11 protein-coding genes and 1 pseudogene are annotated in these 15864 nt (G+C 70.9%); 7 read left to right on the top strand and 5 right to left on the bottom strand.

Annotated features, from left to right (window positions below):
* Positions 1–209: 209 nt before the first annotated feature.
* Entirely contained in the window at positions 210–1547 is a 1338-nt protein-coding gene (locus ACRX5W_RS29395) for a cation:proton antiporter (protein ID WP_436791391.1), read from the bottom strand.
* A 208-nt stretch (positions 1548–1755) separates the two neighbouring features.
* On the opposite strand from ACRX5W_RS29395, the pseudogene ACRX5W_RS29390 reads away from it, so the two are divergent.
* A pseudogene (locus tag ACRX5W_RS29390) lies at positions 1756–2553 on the top strand (DUF1206 domain-containing protein); the annotation flags it as partial.
* A 61-nt stretch (positions 2554–2614) separates the two neighbouring features.
* The gene (locus ACRX5W_RS29385; protein WP_436791397.1) at positions 2615–2746 is read left to right on the top strand and encodes a DUF1206 domain-containing protein; all 132 of its coding nucleotides are present in this window, start codon (positions 2615–2617) and stop codon (positions 2744–2746) included.
* 141 nt (positions 2747–2887) lie between these two features.
* Here the strand turns inward: ACRX5W_RS29385 and ACRX5W_RS29380 are convergent, their stop codons facing one another.
* On the bottom strand, positions 2888–3736 hold the full coding sequence (locus tag ACRX5W_RS29380) for a hypothetical protein (protein WP_436791390.1): 849 nt from the start codon (positions 3734–3736) through the stop codon (positions 2888–2890).
* A gap of 381 nt (positions 3737–4117) precedes the next feature.
* Here ACRX5W_RS29380 and ACRX5W_RS29375 point away from each other — a divergent pair, with 381 nt between their 5' ends.
* The 3 genes from ACRX5W_RS29375 (at position 4118) to ACRX5W_RS29365 (ending at position 7367) form a co-directional block, all read left to right on the top strand.
* Positions 4118–5437 carry a metallophosphoesterase gene (locus ACRX5W_RS29375; protein ID WP_436791396.1) on the top strand — a complete coding sequence of 440 codons (1320 nt, stop codon included), beginning with the start codon at positions 4118–4120 and terminating at the stop codon, positions 5435–5437.
* A gap of 4 nt (positions 5438–5441) precedes the next feature.
* On the top strand, positions 5442–5810 hold the full coding sequence (locus tag ACRX5W_RS29370) for an MmcQ/YjbR family DNA-binding protein (RefSeq protein WP_436791389.1): 369 nt from the start codon (positions 5442–5444) through the stop codon (positions 5808–5810).
* A gap of 72 nt (positions 5811–5882) precedes the next feature.
* Positions 5883–7367 (top strand): PLP-dependent aminotransferase family protein, encoded by a 1485-nt coding sequence (locus ACRX5W_RS29365; protein ID WP_436791388.1) that lies wholly within the window; start codon positions 5883–5885, stop codon positions 7365–7367.
* Between the two features lie 27 nt (positions 7368–7394).
* On the opposite strand, the gene ACRX5W_RS29360 is transcribed toward ACRX5W_RS29365, so the two are convergent.
* Positions 7395–7682 (bottom strand): PIN domain-containing protein, encoded by a 288-nt coding sequence (locus ACRX5W_RS29360; RefSeq protein ID WP_436791387.1) that lies wholly within the window; start codon positions 7680–7682, stop codon positions 7395–7397.
* A gap of 185 nt (positions 7683–7867) precedes the next feature.
* On the opposite strand from ACRX5W_RS29360, the gene ACRX5W_RS29355 reads away from it, so the two are divergent.
* Both ACRX5W_RS29355 and ACRX5W_RS29350 read left to right on the top strand, forming a co-directional pair.
* Positions 7868–10171, top strand: a complete 2304-nt coding sequence (locus ACRX5W_RS29355; RefSeq protein WP_436791386.1) for an ATP-binding cassette domain-containing protein — start codon at positions 7868–7870, stop codon at positions 10169–10171.
* Between the two features lie 415 nt (positions 10172–10586).
* Positions 10587–12242, top strand: coding sequence for a hypothetical protein (locus ACRX5W_RS29350; RefSeq protein WP_436791385.1), 1656 nt, complete (start codon positions 10587–10589; stop codon positions 12240–12242).
* Between the two features lie 61 nt (positions 12243–12303).
* Here ACRX5W_RS29350 and ACRX5W_RS29345 read toward each other — a convergent pair whose 3' ends face one another.
* Positions 12304–13407 carry a glycerophosphodiester phosphodiesterase gene (locus ACRX5W_RS29345; protein WP_436791384.1) on the bottom strand — a complete coding sequence of 368 codons (1104 nt, stop codon included), beginning with the start codon at positions 13405–13407 and terminating at the stop codon, positions 12304–12306.
* 137 nt (positions 13408–13544) lie between these two features.
* Positions 13545–15821, bottom strand: a complete 2277-nt coding sequence (locus ACRX5W_RS29340; protein WP_436791383.1) for a (Fe-S)-binding protein — start codon at positions 15819–15821, stop codon at positions 13545–13547.
* Positions 15822–15864: the final 43 nt, after the last annotated feature.

Raw genomic sequence — 15864 nt, 5'->3', positions numbered from 1 at the left:
ACCGCCTGGGCCCACCACGCGAACCTCACCGCGGCTTGACGCCTAACGCCATGGGATGTCTGACAGGAGGAGCGAGACGAATCGGGGCCCGCCGGACATCCGGCGGGCCTTGTGACGGGCGGAAGTTGCGTGATGTGTGCCGCTCAAGGCGTTCTGCCGCACCGGAGTTCGCCTCGGAGCACACGCACACGCACGCGACGAGCGGACCCCTACGCGCCCGGGAGCTCCCCGGCGGGATTCCGGGGGACCGACTCGTCCTCGGATTGGCGCGGCAGCACCGCTTCGTCGGCCTGTGCGCCCTTCGGCGTCGCTCGCGGCTCCGGGAAACGCAGCAGGGTCAGTGCCGGGCCGGTGAGCACGGTGGTCACCAGCGCCACGAGCACCAGCACCGTGTACAGCGACTCGTCGATGATGCCGCTCTGCAAGCCCATGTTGAGTGCGATCAGCTCGGTCAGGCCGCGGGTGTTGAGCATGACGCCGACGATCGTCGCCTCGCGGTACGACATGCCTCCCACGCGCGCGCCCAACACACCGCCGCCCAACTTGCCGGCGATCGCCACTGTCCCGAGGATCGCCAGCAGTGCGTAGTCGTCGGCCGTCAGCGCGCCGATGTCCACGGACAGGCCGCTGACCACGAAGAACACCGGCAGAAGGACGGTGCCGGTCTCCTGGAGCGGGCGGACGAGATCCGGCTCCGGCTCCCCGGCATCGTTGCGCGGCATGATCAGCCCGGCCACGAACGCCCCGAAGATGACGTGCAGTTCGAGTGCGGCGGTGGCCCACGCGGAGGCCATCGCCAGCGCGGCGACGACCGGCAGGTCATCGCGCGCGCGAGCACCGGCCCGGCTCAGCCAGCGGCCCAGCAGCGGGCGGACGACGCACCACATCGTCACCAGGTAGCCCGCGAAGAGCGCAACGGTCATTGGCAGCGGCAGGTGGTCGCCGTCGGTCGAACTGCTCATCAGGATCGCCGCGGCCAGGAACAGCCAGCCCAGTGCGTCGATGATGCCCGCGGACGTCATCGCGACGACGCCGGGGAGGCTGCCCGCCGCGCCCCGCTCGCGGATGATGCCGGCCAGCACGGGCACGGCGGTCACCGCCATCGCGACGGCCATGAACATCACGAACGAGACGTTGTCGTGTGCCGGGCCCTCGGGCGGCGTGTAAAGCGGCCCGATGAGGAAGGCCGTACCGACGCCCAGCAGCATCGGGATCACGAAGGCCCCGGCGGTGACGGCCGGGACCAGGCGCCGCCGCTGCCGCAGCACCCTCAGGTCGAGTTCGCACGAGACAGCGAACATGAAAGGCACCAGGGCGACTTGCGCCAGCACCGAGATGTACGGCAGTACCTGCGTCGGGAACAGCGTCTCGGTGGGGTCGCCGGGCAGGTGCCCCAGCAGGCTCGGCCCCAGGGCGATGCCCGCGAAGATCTGCCCGATGACCTCCGGCTGTCCCAGCCGTCGGGCGACGGACCGCAGCAGATAACTGAGAGCGACGATGATCGAGGTGGCGGCTACGACTTGGGTGACCAGTTCGTCCGTGCTCACCTGAAATCTCTCGTTGTGTTGGGCCAGGGCGCGACCAGGTTCGCCCACCGGCCCGAAGCGGTGTCCCGGGCCGCGTGATCCGGCTGACGGATCGCGTTGTGCGGACGAGCAGTTGCCCACTGTGCACGCCGCACCGGCAGCTCGGTGCCACGGCGGTCCGCATGGCGGCCCCGATTCGGGTTACGGGCTTCCTCGGAAGGGAGCCGATATGTCGGGGAGTGGCAGCAGCACTGTGGACCGGGCCGGGCGTGAGGCCGCCGGGAGTTCGTCACTGAGCGTCCTCGCGCGAGCAGGGCTTGTGGCACGCGGGGTCAACTACATTTTGGTCGCCGTGCTCGCGATTCAGATAGGCCGCGGCGCCGAAGGAGCAGAGGCGGACCGGCAGGGGGCCCTCGGAGCGGTCGCCGGGAAGCCCGGCGGGGAAGCCGTCCTGTGGGCGATCGCGGTCGGGTTCGCCGGGCTGGCGTTGTGGCGCCTCGCGGAAGTGGCGTACGGCCAGGCCGGGCCCGAGGGAACGAAGCCCACCAAGAGGCTGATCTCGCTCGCGCGGGCGATCGTGTACGGCGTGATCTGCGGCAGCGTCGTCGCGTTCGTGACCGACAGCGGCGGCGGCACCTCGGGCGGGCAGCAGTCGAGTGACGAGCAGTCCAAGGGATGGACCGCGCGCGTCATGGACCAGACCGGCGGACGGTGGCTCGTCCTGCTGATCGGTGTCGGCGTCGTGGTCGCCGGTGTCGTGGCGATCGTCAACGCCGTACGCCGCCGGTTCCTGCGCCACCTGAAGACCGGGCGGATGTCGGAGGCGACGCAGCGACTGGTGGAATCCCTCGGCGTTCCCGGGCGTTCGGCACGTGGCGTGGTGATCTGCGCGGTCGGCGGCTTCCTGATCTCGGCGGCGGTCTCGTACGACGCGGGCAAGGCCAAGGGGCTCGACGACACCCTGCGCGAGACCGCCACGACGTCGGCCGGTCCGTGGCCGTTGTTCGCCATAGCGGTGGGGCTCATCGCCTTCGGCGCCTNCGGCGGTCTCGTACGACGCGGGCAAGGCCAAGGGGCTCGACGACACCCTGCGCGAGACCGCCACGACGTCGGCCGGTCCGTGGCCGTTGTTCGCCATAGCGGTGGGGCTCATCGCCTTCGGCGCCTACTCGATCTTCGAGGCGCGCTTCCGTGACGTACAGCCCGCCAAGGCCACCTGACCGTGCCCGGGAGGCGCCGGCGCAGCAGTGCATGCCTGCGCCGGCGCCGTTTCGTACCGCGCGGCCTGTCGGTGCGGCGGCTCCCCGGACCGGTCCCACGGCACTCGGCGGCACGTGGGGATCGGTCTGCGTGCGGGGGGCTCAGCCGACCTTCGGCCCAGGAGCCGTCGGCGTGCCCGGCGCCGCCTCAGCCGGCGCGGCCGGGTCGTCGCCCTGTGATTCCTGCTGTGCCGCACGCAGCCGCTCGGCCATCGCGTCCGTCCGTGCGCGCAGCGCGACCGCGCGTGCTGCGGCGTCCTGCGTCCTCGGCGGCGCGGGGGTGACGGGGACGCCGTGTGCGACGGCGGTCGCCACGAGGGCCGCCGCGACCTCGGGCCGGTGCGCGAGCAGCGCGGTCGCGAACAGGCCTGCGTTCAAGGTCTTCTGACGACCCAACATGCCCTTGTAGGTGATCTCGCACGCCACTTCGACGGTGTCGAGCCTTCGCTCGGCGGCCTGTTCGAGGGACGCGAGCGCGACCGTCGCGGCGGCCTCGACGGCCTTGCCCACCACCCACTTGCGGCCGGGCAGCGGCGGCAGAACCTCGCGCACCCGGTCGATCTCGGCGTCGAGGCCGTCCGTCGTCATGACCGTGAAGGCGTCGTGCAGGCGCAGCCCGGTGACCTTGTCCCAAGGCACGTTCTCGCCGTCGAAACCGACGCCCTCGGGGCCGAAACCGACCGCGCCGAGACTGTCGAGCGGGGTGAGCAGCCTGGCCGTCGCCGCGGGCACGCGAGGGTGCGTGCAGATGAGCACACCGAGCGAGTACTCCCAGGTCGCCGTCGCGGGTGACGACGGCACCGGCAGCGCGCCCAGCGCCGTGCGCACCCAGTCACCGGACGCTATCCCCTCACGACCGGCCTCGACCCCGCGCCCGACCGCGGCGCGCCCCGCCGACGCAGCCGATCCGACCGCGCTGCCGATACCGCGGACTTTGTCCCCGAATCCCATGCGCCTGCCCTTTCCTGTTCCTTGTGCCGGGCCCTGTGCCGCCCGTGCCGCGGCCGCCGACGCCCCCCGGGGTGCGGCCCGGTTCGTGGGCGGTCCCTCGGGTGGTCGTCACCCGGGTCCGCTGTGCGCGTCACCTTAACGGGGTGTGACGACGGCCGCGTGAGCGTCCGCATCCGGCGTCCACGATCCGCCGCGACGGGTCCGCGTGACCGGGCGCGTGACAGGACTGGCTCTTGAGATTCGGCCACGACGTACGCTGATGCGACAAGACCCCTGCTCACCGCCCCTGTGGCCGGTGCGCCCAGGTGGTCCCGAACCGATGCGGGGTGGGAAGTGACGGTCCTCTTGGTGGTGATCGGGGTGCTCGTGGTTGTCGCGGCGATGACCGGCGTGCACTGGTACGTGTGGTGCCGCATGGTCCGTGACACGACCCGGTCCGGCGGGAGTGCCCGGCGCGTGGGGACGGCCGTGCTGGTGGCCCTGCCGATCGTGACCATCGCCGCGTTCGTCTCGTCGCGCGCGGGTGTGTGGTTCACCGTGCAGCAGATCGTCGCGTGGCCGGGCTACCTGTGGCTGGCGGTGCTGTTGTACCTGGTCCTCGCTCTGCTGGTCGGAGAGGCGGTACGTCCGCTGCTCACCCGCCATCTGGCCCGCCGGGCGGCACAGTCGTCGGCGGACGAGATACCCGAGCCGGCCGTCGGCTCCGTCGCCGCGATGCGCAGCACCGGCGCCGCCCGGGCCGAGGACGCGTCGACGGAGACGGGCAACCCCGGCGCAGCCGGCGACACGGTCCGCGACACGGTCCGCGACACGCAGGCCGACGGCACTTCCGCATCCGCCCCCGACGCCGTTCCCGCATCAGACGAGCAACCCGCGGTGTCCCGAAGGCTGTTCGTGTCCCGTGTCGTCGCCGTCGGTGCGGCGGCGGCCGCGGCCGGCACGGTCGGGTACGGAACGTACAGCGTCCTACGGGGCCCGAGCACCAGGCGTGTGACCGTGCCGCTGGCCAAACTGCCGCGCGCCGCCCACGGGTTCCGCATCGCCGTCGTCAGCGACATCCACCTCGGCCCGATCCTGGGCCGGGGCCACGCGCAACGCGTCGTCGACGCGGTCAACCGCACCAACCCGGACCTGATCACCATCGTCGGAGACCTGGTCGACGGCTCCGTGGACGACCTCGGCCCGGCCGCCGCGCCGCTGCGTGAACTTCGGGCCCAGCACGGGGCGTTCTTTGTCACCGGCAACCACGAGTACTTCTCCGGAGCGGAGGAGTGGGTGGACCACGTCCGCGAGTTGGGCATCCAACCCCTGGAGAACGCCCGGGTCGAACTGCCCGCCTTCGACTTGGCCGGAGTCAACGACTTCGCCGGTGAATCGGACGGTCAGGGGCCGGACTTCGGCCTCGCGCTCGGCAACCGTGACCGAACCCGCGCCTCCGTGCTCCTCGCCCACCAGCCCGTCGCCATCCACGACGCCGTCGACTACGGCGTCGACCTGCAACTGTCCGGCCACACGCATGGCGGCCAGATGTGGCCCGGACCGCTGATCGCCGAACTCGCCAACCCCACCGTGGCCGGTCTGGAGCGTTACGGTGACACCCAGTTGTACGTCACGCGGGGCGCCGGCGCGTGGGGCCCGCCCGTCCGCGTCGGGGCGCCGGCGGACATCACCGTGGTCGAACTCGCTTCTCTGAAGGCATAGTTCCATGACACCTGAGCAACTCAAGGCGCACTGCCTGGCGTTCAACGGCGCCGTCGAGACCTTCCCCTTCAACGAGCAGGTCTCGGTCTTCAAGGTCGAAGGAAAAATCTTCGCCCTCAGCGCACTTGCCGCCCAACCGCTGACCGTCAGCCTCAAATGCGAACCGGAACTCGCGGTGCGGCTGCGGAAGCAGCACCCGGCGATCGTCGGCGGCTACCACCTCAACAAGCGGCACTGGAACACCGTCACCCTCGACGGCACGGTGGGCGACGAACTTGTCCGCGACATGATCGAGGACTCCTACGACCTGGTCGTCGCGTCACTGCCCAAGTCGACCCGGCTCAGGCTGGATTGGCCCGGAGACCGCGACTGAGCACCCCGGTCGCGCGGCTCGGCATCGCCGAGGGCGTTGCCCGACAGCCGCGACAGTGCCAATGTTGCCGGAGTGGACCAGGATCTCGGATGGTGGCTGCGGATCGGCCTGGACGGCTGGGACACCCGCGAGGGTCCGCGCTACCGGCAGATCGCCGCGACGCTCGCCGAAACCATCGAACGCCGGCTCGTGGGCACCGGCGTACGCCTGCCCGCCGAACGACTCGTCGCCCAGGCGCTCGGGGTGAGCCGGGGCACGGCGGTGCGCGCGTACGACGACCTCGCACAGAGCGGACTGGTCGAACGCCGCCAGGGCGCAGGCACGTTCGTCCGCCCGAAGCCACCGTGGACCCATGCGGCCCGACGGCCACCCGGCGACCCCGACCACCCCCGTCTGACCGTACCCCCGCAGCAGGCCCGGCGGTACGACGGCGACACGATCGACCTGTCGTTCGCCGTCCCGGCCGACACCGGGCACCTGCCGCCCGTCGCGCCTTTGTCGCTCGCCGAGTTGGGCGATGCGGCCGGAGCCGCCGGGCAAGGTGCCGCCGAACCGGCAGGACTGCGCGCGTTGCGGGAGGCCCTGGCCACCCACCTGACCCGCCGCGTCGGACTCGCCACGAGCCCCGACCAACTGATCGTCACCTCCGGGTCCCAGCAAGCGCTTTCGCTGATCGTGGAGGCACTGGTGGCGCCCGGCCGCACGATCATCGCCGGCTGCCCCGCGCACGCCGGCCTCGCCGCGGCCGTCGCACTGCGCCAAGGGCGCCTGGTCGGCGTGCCGGTCGACGGCTACGGCATCGACGTCCACGCCGTGGACCGCGCCGCTTCGCACACGCACGCACCGCTGATCTACGTCGACTCCGCGGCACACGACCCCACCGGCGCGGTGCTCAGCCGGCTGCGCACCGAAAGGCTCCTCACCGTCGCGCGACGCCGCGACGCGCTGATCGTCGAGGACCTGTCCCAGACCGGACTGGGATTGGTCGCCGCGCCCTCGCACGGCGAGCCGACGCGCCCCCTCGCCGCATCGGACACCTCCGTGATCGCGATCGGCTCACTGTCGCGCACGTTCTGGGCGGGCCTGCGGATCGGCTGGCTGCGCGCCCCCGCGGCCCTGCGCGGCCGCCTGCTCCGCCTGCGCACCGCCCTGGACGCGGCACCGGGAGTTCCCTCCCAGATCCTGGCCGTGCGCCTGCTCGCCGCCGCCGACACCGCGTGGTACGAAGGGCTGCGCCGCGCCCTCCGCGCCCGCCGCGACCTGCTCCTCGACGACCTGGAGCGCCGGCTCCCCGCCTGGACACGCCACGTCCCCCACGCGGGCCGGGCCGCGTGGGTCACCCTCCCGCTCGCCGAAACCGACACCTTCGCCGGCCACGCCGCCGCCCACCACGGCATCGTCGTCACCCCCGGCAGCACCTTGTGCTTCGACGGCCGCCACCACGACGGGCTCCGCCTCTCCTTCGCCGAGTCCCCGGCCACGTTGCGCGCCGCCGTCGACCGCCTCGCGGACGCATGGCAGGAACACAACCGAAAAGTGGTCACCGGCACAGCGTGAAAGACTCGACGCCCGACGGCTCCCGATTCAGTCGATGCGACGTGCCGGCTGCCCGGTAATACGGGCGATGGCCTCGAAGTCCCGGTCCGCGTGCAGGACGGTGAGCTTGTGGTGCGCGGCCGTGACGGCGATGAGAAGGTCCACCGGGCCGGCTGACTGGTGCCAACTGCGATCGGCCATTCGCTGCTGAAGGCGCGCGGTCTCCTGCCATGCGTGATCGGGAACACCGTAGTAGGGGAAGGTCTCGTGGAGCATGGCGTCGGCTTCGTAGTAGTCGGCGCGTCCGCCGACGGCCCGCAGGTACTCCTGGCGCACGGGTTCGCATAAGCCGACAAGCCCTGCGCTGACTGGAGGGTGCGTACGTCGTGCGCGGTTGCGGGCTCCTCCTGTTGGTCCCAACTCATGGCGCTCCCAGAGACGTTGATGTGCGAGTGTGTCGCAGTCGCGGCACCCGCACCAGACGCCGCGAGGGCTTCGCGGGTGTGGTTCACTGCCGGGTGATGGCAGACAATCAGCAGATCACCCGGCAGTTCATTCAGTCCGAACCGACCGCGGCCGACCTCCACCACGTCATCCAGGTGCGCGGCGCGCGGGAGAACAACCTCAGAAACGTTTCTCTCGACCTGCCGAAGCGACGGCTCACGGTGTTCACCGGCGTGTCCGGCTCGGGCAAGTCGTCGCTCGTCTTCGGCACGATCGCCGCCGAGTCGCAGCGGCTGATCAACGAGACGTACACCGCGTTCGTGCAGTCCTTCATGCCCAGCCTGGGCAGGCCCGACGTCGACGGGCTGCACAACCTCAGCGCCGCGATCGTCGTGGACCAGGAGCGCATGGGGGCCAACTCCCGCTCCACCGTGGGGACCGCGACCGACGCCTACACGATGTTGCGCATCGTCTTCAGCCGGCTGGGCAGCCCGTACGTGGGCACCTCGACGGCATTCAGCTTCAACAGCCCCGAGGGCATGTGCCCGCGCTGCGAGGGGCTGGGGGAGATCTCCACGATCGACGTCGACCAGCTCGTCGACCGCGAACTGTCGCTCAACGAAGGGGCGATCACCGTCCCGCAGTTCGGGGTGGACTCGTGGTACTGGCAGGTCATGGCGCACTCCGGGTTCTACAGCCCCGACAAGAAGCTGAAGGACTTCACCACCCAGGAATGGGACGACTTCCTGCACAAGCCGTCATGCAAGGTGAAGGTCGGCTCGAACAACATCACGTACGAAGGGCTCGTCACCAAGGTCCAGCGCATCTACCTCGCCAAGGACCGCGACGCCATGCAGCCCCACATCCGCGCCTTCGTGGACCGGGCCGTGGTGTTCGCCGCATGCCCGGAATGCGCGGGGACACGCCTCGGTGCCGCAGCGCTCTCGTCACGGATCGGCGGCGTCAACATCGCCGAGTGCTCCTCGATGCAGATCACCGATCTCGCGGAGTTCGTCAAGGGCATCGACGACCCGTCCGTGGCCCCCTTGTTGGCGAACCTGCGCCATCTGCTCGACTCGCTGGTCGAGATCGGGCTCGGATACCTGAGCCTGGACCGGACGTCGTCGACGCTGTCCGGGGGCGAGGCCCAGCGCGTCAAAATGGTCCGGCACCTCGGGTCGAGCCTGACCGATGTGACGTACGTCTTCGACGAGCCGACCGTCGGCCTGCACCCGCACGACATCCGGCGCATGAACGACCTGCTGCTGCGACTGCGCGACAAGGGCAACACCGTGCTCGTGGTGGAGCACAAGCCCGAGGTCGTCGCGATCGCCGACCACGTGGTCGACCTCGGTCCGGGCGCGGGCCAGGACGGCGGACGGATCTGCTACGAGGGCGACGTGGCCGGGCTGCGTGCCTCCGGAACGCTTACCGGGAGGCACCTGGAACACCGGGCCCGCCTGCGGGAGGCCGTCCGCCGGCCGACGGGGCACCTGTCGATCACGGGCGCGCGGCAGCACAATCTGCGGGACGTCGATGTCGACATCCCGCTCGGTGTCCTGACCGTCGTCACGGGTGTCGCGGGATCGGGCAAGAGCTCGCTGATCCACGGCAACGTGTCCGGCCGCGACGGCGTCGTGGTCGCCGACCAGTCCCCGATCCGGGGTTCGCGGCGCTCCAATCCGGCGACGTACACCGGTCTGTTGGGGCCGATCCGCACGGCGTTCGCGAAAGCCAACGGGGTCAAGCCCGCCCTGTTCAGCGCGAACTCCGAGGGGGCGTGCGGCAATTGCAACGGCATCGGACTGGTCTACACCGACCTGGCGATGATGGCCGGGGTCGCTTCGGTGTGCGAGAAGTGCGAGGGCAAGCGCTTCACCGCCGAGGTGCTGACGTACCGCCTGAACGGCAGGAACATCAGCGACGTCCTCGACATGTCGGTGGCCGAGGCGCACGGTTTCTTCACCTCGGGACAGGCGCACGCCATCCTCGGTCGGCTCAACGACGTCGGGCTCGGCTACCTCCGGCTTGGCCAGCCGCTCAACACGCTGTCCGGCGGTGAGCGGCAGCGCATCAAGCTCGCGATCCACATGGCCGAGAAGTCGTCGGTGTACGTCCTCGACGAGCCCACCAGCGGCCTGCACATGGCCGACGTCGACAAGCTCCTGGCTCTGCTGGACCGGCTTGTCGACGAGGGCAACACGGTGATCGTGATCGAGCACCACCAGGCGGTGATGGCGCACGCCGACTGGCTGATCGACCTCGGCCCGGGCGGCGGCCACGACGGCGGTCGCGTCGTCTTCACCGGTACGCCTGCCCAACTCGTCGCCGAGGCCGACACTTTGACGGCACGTCACCTGCGGGAGTACGTCGGCGGCTGAGCCCCCGAGGCCGCCCACGAGGTGCGCCCCGCCCGCTCGTCCCGGCCGCGAGGCCGGGCGGACGAGGCGGGGCGGACGCCCGCGAGGCCCGGCGACCGTGTGCACGCGCCCAACTGGCACCGACGTGTGGGCGTTCGCGTCGCGCTATGTCACAGGGGGTTCGCTCCACGTCATGCCGAGAGCGAATGTGGCCGCTTCGGTCACCCCGCCGCCGTGCCGCGCCCGGCGCCTGTGGCATCGTGAGCTGCGCAATATCTCCCCGCCCTGGTCTGCGGCCGGGCGGACGGCCTCTTACGATGGTGATCAAATTGGAGGGGGCGGTGTGAGCGTCGATACCGTCGGGCCAAAATGGTCATCGGAAAACGCGGGTCTGTCAGACTTCGCGCGCTTTGTCGCGGGGAGCGCTCCGCGCGATGTGCTGTTCCTGGGGTTCGCCGCCGAACGCGCCGGACTCGGCGATGACGCGCTGCCCGCCGCACGCACCACAGGTGCCCGGGTCGCGGTGATCGCGAACGCGCCGTACGGCGTGTACCACGCCGGAGGCCGCGACCCGTCGCGCGCGGCCGTCCTCGGCTTCGCGCCGCGCGTCGCGCTGCTGCTCGGCGACGACACCGCGCGCCTGGCCGTGGGCTCGCAGGGGGACGACGCGCTGTGGACCACGGTCGCCTGCGCGCGCGGCTCCTCGCACGCGATGCTCGCCGACCTCGCGGACTGGCTCGAATCCCTATGCGGCGCATTGGAGTTCGCCCCATGGGCCGAAGCCCACCTCCGCGAACTGGCCGACGCGGTGGCCGAACGCCACATCGGTGCGCCGGTCGGCCCCGACGACGAGGCACGTCTCCTCCACAACCTCCACGCGCCGCTGCTCGACCGGCTGCCAGTGGGCCCGGTCACAGAACTCCGCATCCACGCACCGGTCTTGGACCCCGACGCGCGGGCCCTGCGTGCACTGGTCGACCGCCTCACCCCCGCACACATCACCCTCGTGCTGCCCCCGCCGCGCGTCGGCTACGACCCGGACGCCGTCGCTGCGGCACTGGCCGGGCACCCCGCGGAGATCCGCATCGTCGACGACGCGCACGTGCGCGGCGGGCGCCTGATCCAGTGGCGGGCCGGCGACCGGTGGACCGTGCTCACCGGGGGATCCGAACTCACGTGGCGTGCCCTCGGGTCGGCCGTTGCCACGGGCGGACTGCCGGAGCTCGCGGTCTGCGGTGAAGGCGACCCGGCGCTGCTCCCGTCCGAGGGCACGCGCATACCGTACGACGCGGCGCCGACGACGTCCGACGAACCCGCAAGCGGCCGACCAAAGGGTGCGCCGGTACACGTCGTCGCGCCACCGGGCGCGCCGCAACCGGCAGCACCGCCGGGCGCCGTCGGCGCGGACTCGCTCCTGAGCCCAGGACGAACCGCGCCCGCGCCGGCCGCACCGGCACCGGCCGCGCCCGGACCGGCGGTCACTGCGGTCAAACCGGTCACTCCGGCCGCCCCTCCCGCCGCACCGTCGGCGGCCCCGGCCGCCGCGCCGACGCCACTCCCGCAAGTCGCCCCGCAAACCCGGGACTTGCCCTCCACGCCTGAAGAACCCGCGCCCGCTGCCTGGCCGGACGACGACACCGATAACGAAACGCCCGAGTTCCAGGGCCCATTCGCGGACGTCCTGGCCAACCTCGCAGCCTCCGGCTTGACCGCCGACGAGCAGGACGGCATCTGGGAGGTCACCGGCTCGTTCGCCAACCCGCTCCCCATCGCCGCCGGCGCGGTCGACGGATTCGCCCAGGTCCACGACGGCCTTGTGTTCGTCCGCGCCGCGAGCAAGGGCCGCTGGGTCTTCCTCGCCTGGGACGGCCGCCACGCGGTGATGCTGAAGCACGATCAGCCGGTGTGGCGCACCTACCGCATCGACGCCCCCGCGACCCCCGGCTCGCGCTTCAGCGGCGGCAGCGTCGCGGTCCCCGGCCTGCTCGCCACGACGCCCCAGGTCAAGGGAGCCCCGCCGGTATTGGCTGCCATGCTCGGTGAACTGGGCTGGGATTACCCCGAGTTGATCAAACGCCTGTTCGTGGACTGAAAACCGGGAAGGCGCCCGCCGAGCAAGCGGGCGCCTCCACGGTCTCGCCGGTGGCGCGGGGTCACAGGCCTTCGCGGGCTGCGACGGCGGTGTCGGGGTGGTCGCTGAAGACGCCGTCCACGCCGAGGCGGTAGAAGAGCTCGTACTCGGCGGTGATGTCGCCTCGGGCGTTCGGGTCGCTGCCGATGCGGAAGTCGACCGGAAGGAACTGGTTCTCGGCGCGGAACGTCCACGCGTGGACGATCAGGCCGGCCCGGTGTGCGTCCCGGACGACGTCGGTCGGGGCGAGGAGCTTCCCTGCGGCGTCACGCGGGACGACGAGGTTCTTGTTGACGCCGATGCCGTCCGCGTACGTGCTGATCCACTTGAGGTTCTCGGGCTTCGCCAGGTCCTGGTAGGTGCGCGGGTCGCCGGAGACGGTGAAGTCGTACGGCTTGCCGCTCGCGTCCATCAGTTGGGCGAGCCTGACCCGCGTCATCTTGTCGAGCTTGCGCAGGTTCGCCGTCTCGAACGACTGGATGATCACCTCGGCGTTCCGAGAGTTCAACCGGTTCTTCTCCAGCAGCGCGACCAGCGGCTCCTCCAGCGGCAGACCGATCGACTGGAAGTACGACGGGTGCTTCGTCTCCGGGTAGATGCCGATCGTGCGGCCCAGACGCCGGCTCTCGGTGCGGGCCAGGTCGACGACCTCCTGGAGGGTCGGCACCTCGAACCTGCCGTCGAACGCGGTGTTCGTCGGACGCACCTGCGGCAGACGCTCCTTCGCGCGCAGCGTTTTGAGCTCGCCGAGGGTGAAGTCCTCGGTGAACCAGCCGGTCACCGTGGCGCCGTCGATCGTCTTGGTCGCCTTGCGCGCGGCGAACTCCGGGCGTGCGGCGACGTCGGTGGTGCCCGATATCTCGTTCTCGTGCCGCGCGACGAGCACGCCGTCCTTCGTGGACACGAGATCGGGTTCGATGTAGTCCGCGCCCATCCGGATCGCGAGGCGGTACGCCTCCAAGGTGTGCTCGGGGCGGTAGCCGCTCGCGCCCCGGTGCGCGATCACGATCGGCTCGGCCTCGGGGCGTCCGCGGTCGGACGAATCCTGGGCCGCGGAGGCCGGCACCGCCACCAAAGCGGCGAGCATGGCGCCGGCCAGCCCCAGAGTGGAAAGAGTGCGTCGCAACGTGGTCTCCTGTCGTCGTTCGACTCGCGGCGGGTTCGGCCGAGTCAAACGACGGCAGGCGACCTCCGGCCACGACGGAGCTGGCCGGCGGGTGAAGCTCTCGGGAACGTCCGGATCCGGCGTCTCGGCGTGCGGCGTCACTTCGTGTCCGTGTCGGCCGTCTCCGGCGCACCGGCACCGGCACCGGTGTCGGTCGGTGCCGCGCGCGGTGCGGCCCCGTTGCCGTTCGGTGCGGCGGCGGCCTGTTCCGCCTCCGCGTCGTCGGACGCGGAGCCGTTCGTCGCGGGCGGCGGCGCTCCTGTCCCGCGGCGGACCGACCTCAACAGGACTTCCGAGACATCGGTCACGCGCACGGACTCCGCCGCCCTGCCCTCCTGTTTGCGGGTCGCCACGCCGTCGGTCAGCATGACGATGCAGTACGGGCACGCCGCGGTCACCAGGTCCGGTTCGGTGCCCAACGCCTCGTCGGTACGCGTCTCGTTGATACGCGTGCCGATCGTCTCCTCCATCCACATGCGCGCGCCGCCCGCCCCGCAGCAGAACGAACGCTCCCGGTTGCGTGGCATCTCGGTGAGGCGAACGCCCGGCACGCTGCCGAGGATCGCCCGCGGCGGGCTGAACACCCGGTTGTGCCGGCCCAGGTAACACGGATCGTGGTAGGTCACGTTGGCGTCCACCTCGCCGGCCGGGACCAGCCTGCCTTCCTCGACCAGCCGGGCCAACAGCTCGGTGTGGTGGACGACTTCGTAATGGCCGCCGAGTTGCGGGTACTCGTTGCCGAGCGCGTTGAAGCAGTGCGCGCACGTCACCACGATCTTCCTCGTCTCGCGCGCGCCGAACGCGGCGTCGAGGGTTTCGACGTTCTGCCGCGCGAGTTCCTGGAACAGGAGTTCGTTGCCCATGCGGCGGGCCGCGTCACCCGTACACCCCTCGTCGCGGCCCAGCACCGCGAAGCCGACGCCGGCTTCGTGCAGCAGCTCGGCAACCGCCCGGCTCGTCTTCTTCGCGTGGTCGTCCAACGAGCCCGCGCAGCCCACCCAGTACAGGTACTCGACATCGGACGGGATCTCCTCGCCGCCCAGCACCCGCACCTCGAACGGCAGTCCGACGGCCCACTCCATCCGTGCCTTCCGGCCGCGCCCCCACGGGTCGCCCTTGCGCTCCAGGTTCCGCATCATCGACGACGCTTCCTTGGGGAACGCCGATTCCATCATCACCTGGTAGCGCCGCATGTCCACGATGTGGTCGACGTGCTCGATGTCGACGGGGCACTGCTCGACACACGCGCCGCAGGTCACACAGGACCACAGGACGTCGGGGTCGATGACCCCGCGGTCGTCCGAAGGGCCTACCAACGGCCTTGCGGCCTCCGCCGCCTGGGCCTCGGGCAGCGCCGCACGTGCCTCGTCCGACGACGCCAGGAGGTACGGCGCCTTCGCGAGCGCGTGGTCACGCAACGCCATGATGAGCAGTTTGGGACTGAGCGGCTTTCCGGTGTTCCACGCAGGACACTGCGACTGGCAGCGCCCGCACTCGGTGCACGTCGCGAAGTCGAGCAGCCCCTTCCAGGTGAAATCCTCGATCGCGCCGCGCCCGATCGTGTCCTCCTCGTCCGGGTCCTCGAAGTCGACCTCCCTGCCCCCCGATCGGACCGGCAGCAACGGGCCGAGAGCGCGCGGGCGTCGCGAGAAGAGCACGTTGAGCGGGGCGAGGAAGATGTGCAGGTGCTTGGAGTACACCACCAGGACCAGGAAGGTCAGGACCACGCCCAAGGACACCAACAAGGCGACGTGTTCGAGGACTTCGTTGCCGTCGTGGCCCAGCGGCTCGAGTACCTCGCCGACCGCCTCGGAGGCGAACGCGCCGTCCTGGTAGGGGAAGGTGCCCGCGTTGACCTGCGAGCCCCGGAACAGCAGCAGCGTCCACATCACATTGAAGATCATCAGCAGCACGAGCCACGCGGCACCCGTGTGCGAGCCGAAGAACCGCGAGCCGCGACCGGCCCGGTCCGGCGACTGCCGCCACCGGATCACCGCGAACGCCGCGATGCCGCACAGCACCGCGACCACGAACGCGTCCTCCAACGCGCCCAGCCACGCCTGCTTTCCGATGATCGGAATGTGGAAGTCCTTGTCGAACAAAGCCCCGTAGCCCTCGACGATGGTCGCGCCGAGGATCACGAAGCCCCAGAAGACCGCGAAGTGCGCGACGCCGGCACCCGTCCACTTGAGCAGCTTCCGCTGGCCCAGCACCTCGGTGGCGACGGCCCACAACCGGGTCCCCGCGCCACGGGTGCGGTCCGGCTCCACCGCCTGCCCGGCGCGGCCGAGCCGGTAGAGGTTCAGGACGCGGTGTCCGGCCAGCGCGAACGCGACCGCCGTGATCGCGAGTCCGATGACGAGTCGTACTGCCACTTACGCCTCCCACGGGGATCGGGGTCTCGGTCCGAAGGGTGTG

The organism is Yinghuangia sp. YIM S10712, from assembly GCF_051388935.1.
GTDB lineage: Bacteria > Actinomycetota > Actinomycetes > Streptomycetales > Streptomycetaceae > Yinghuangia.
The sequence above is the reverse complement of the archived record's forward strand: the minus strand, read 5'-3'. Positions and strand labels throughout refer to the sequence as shown.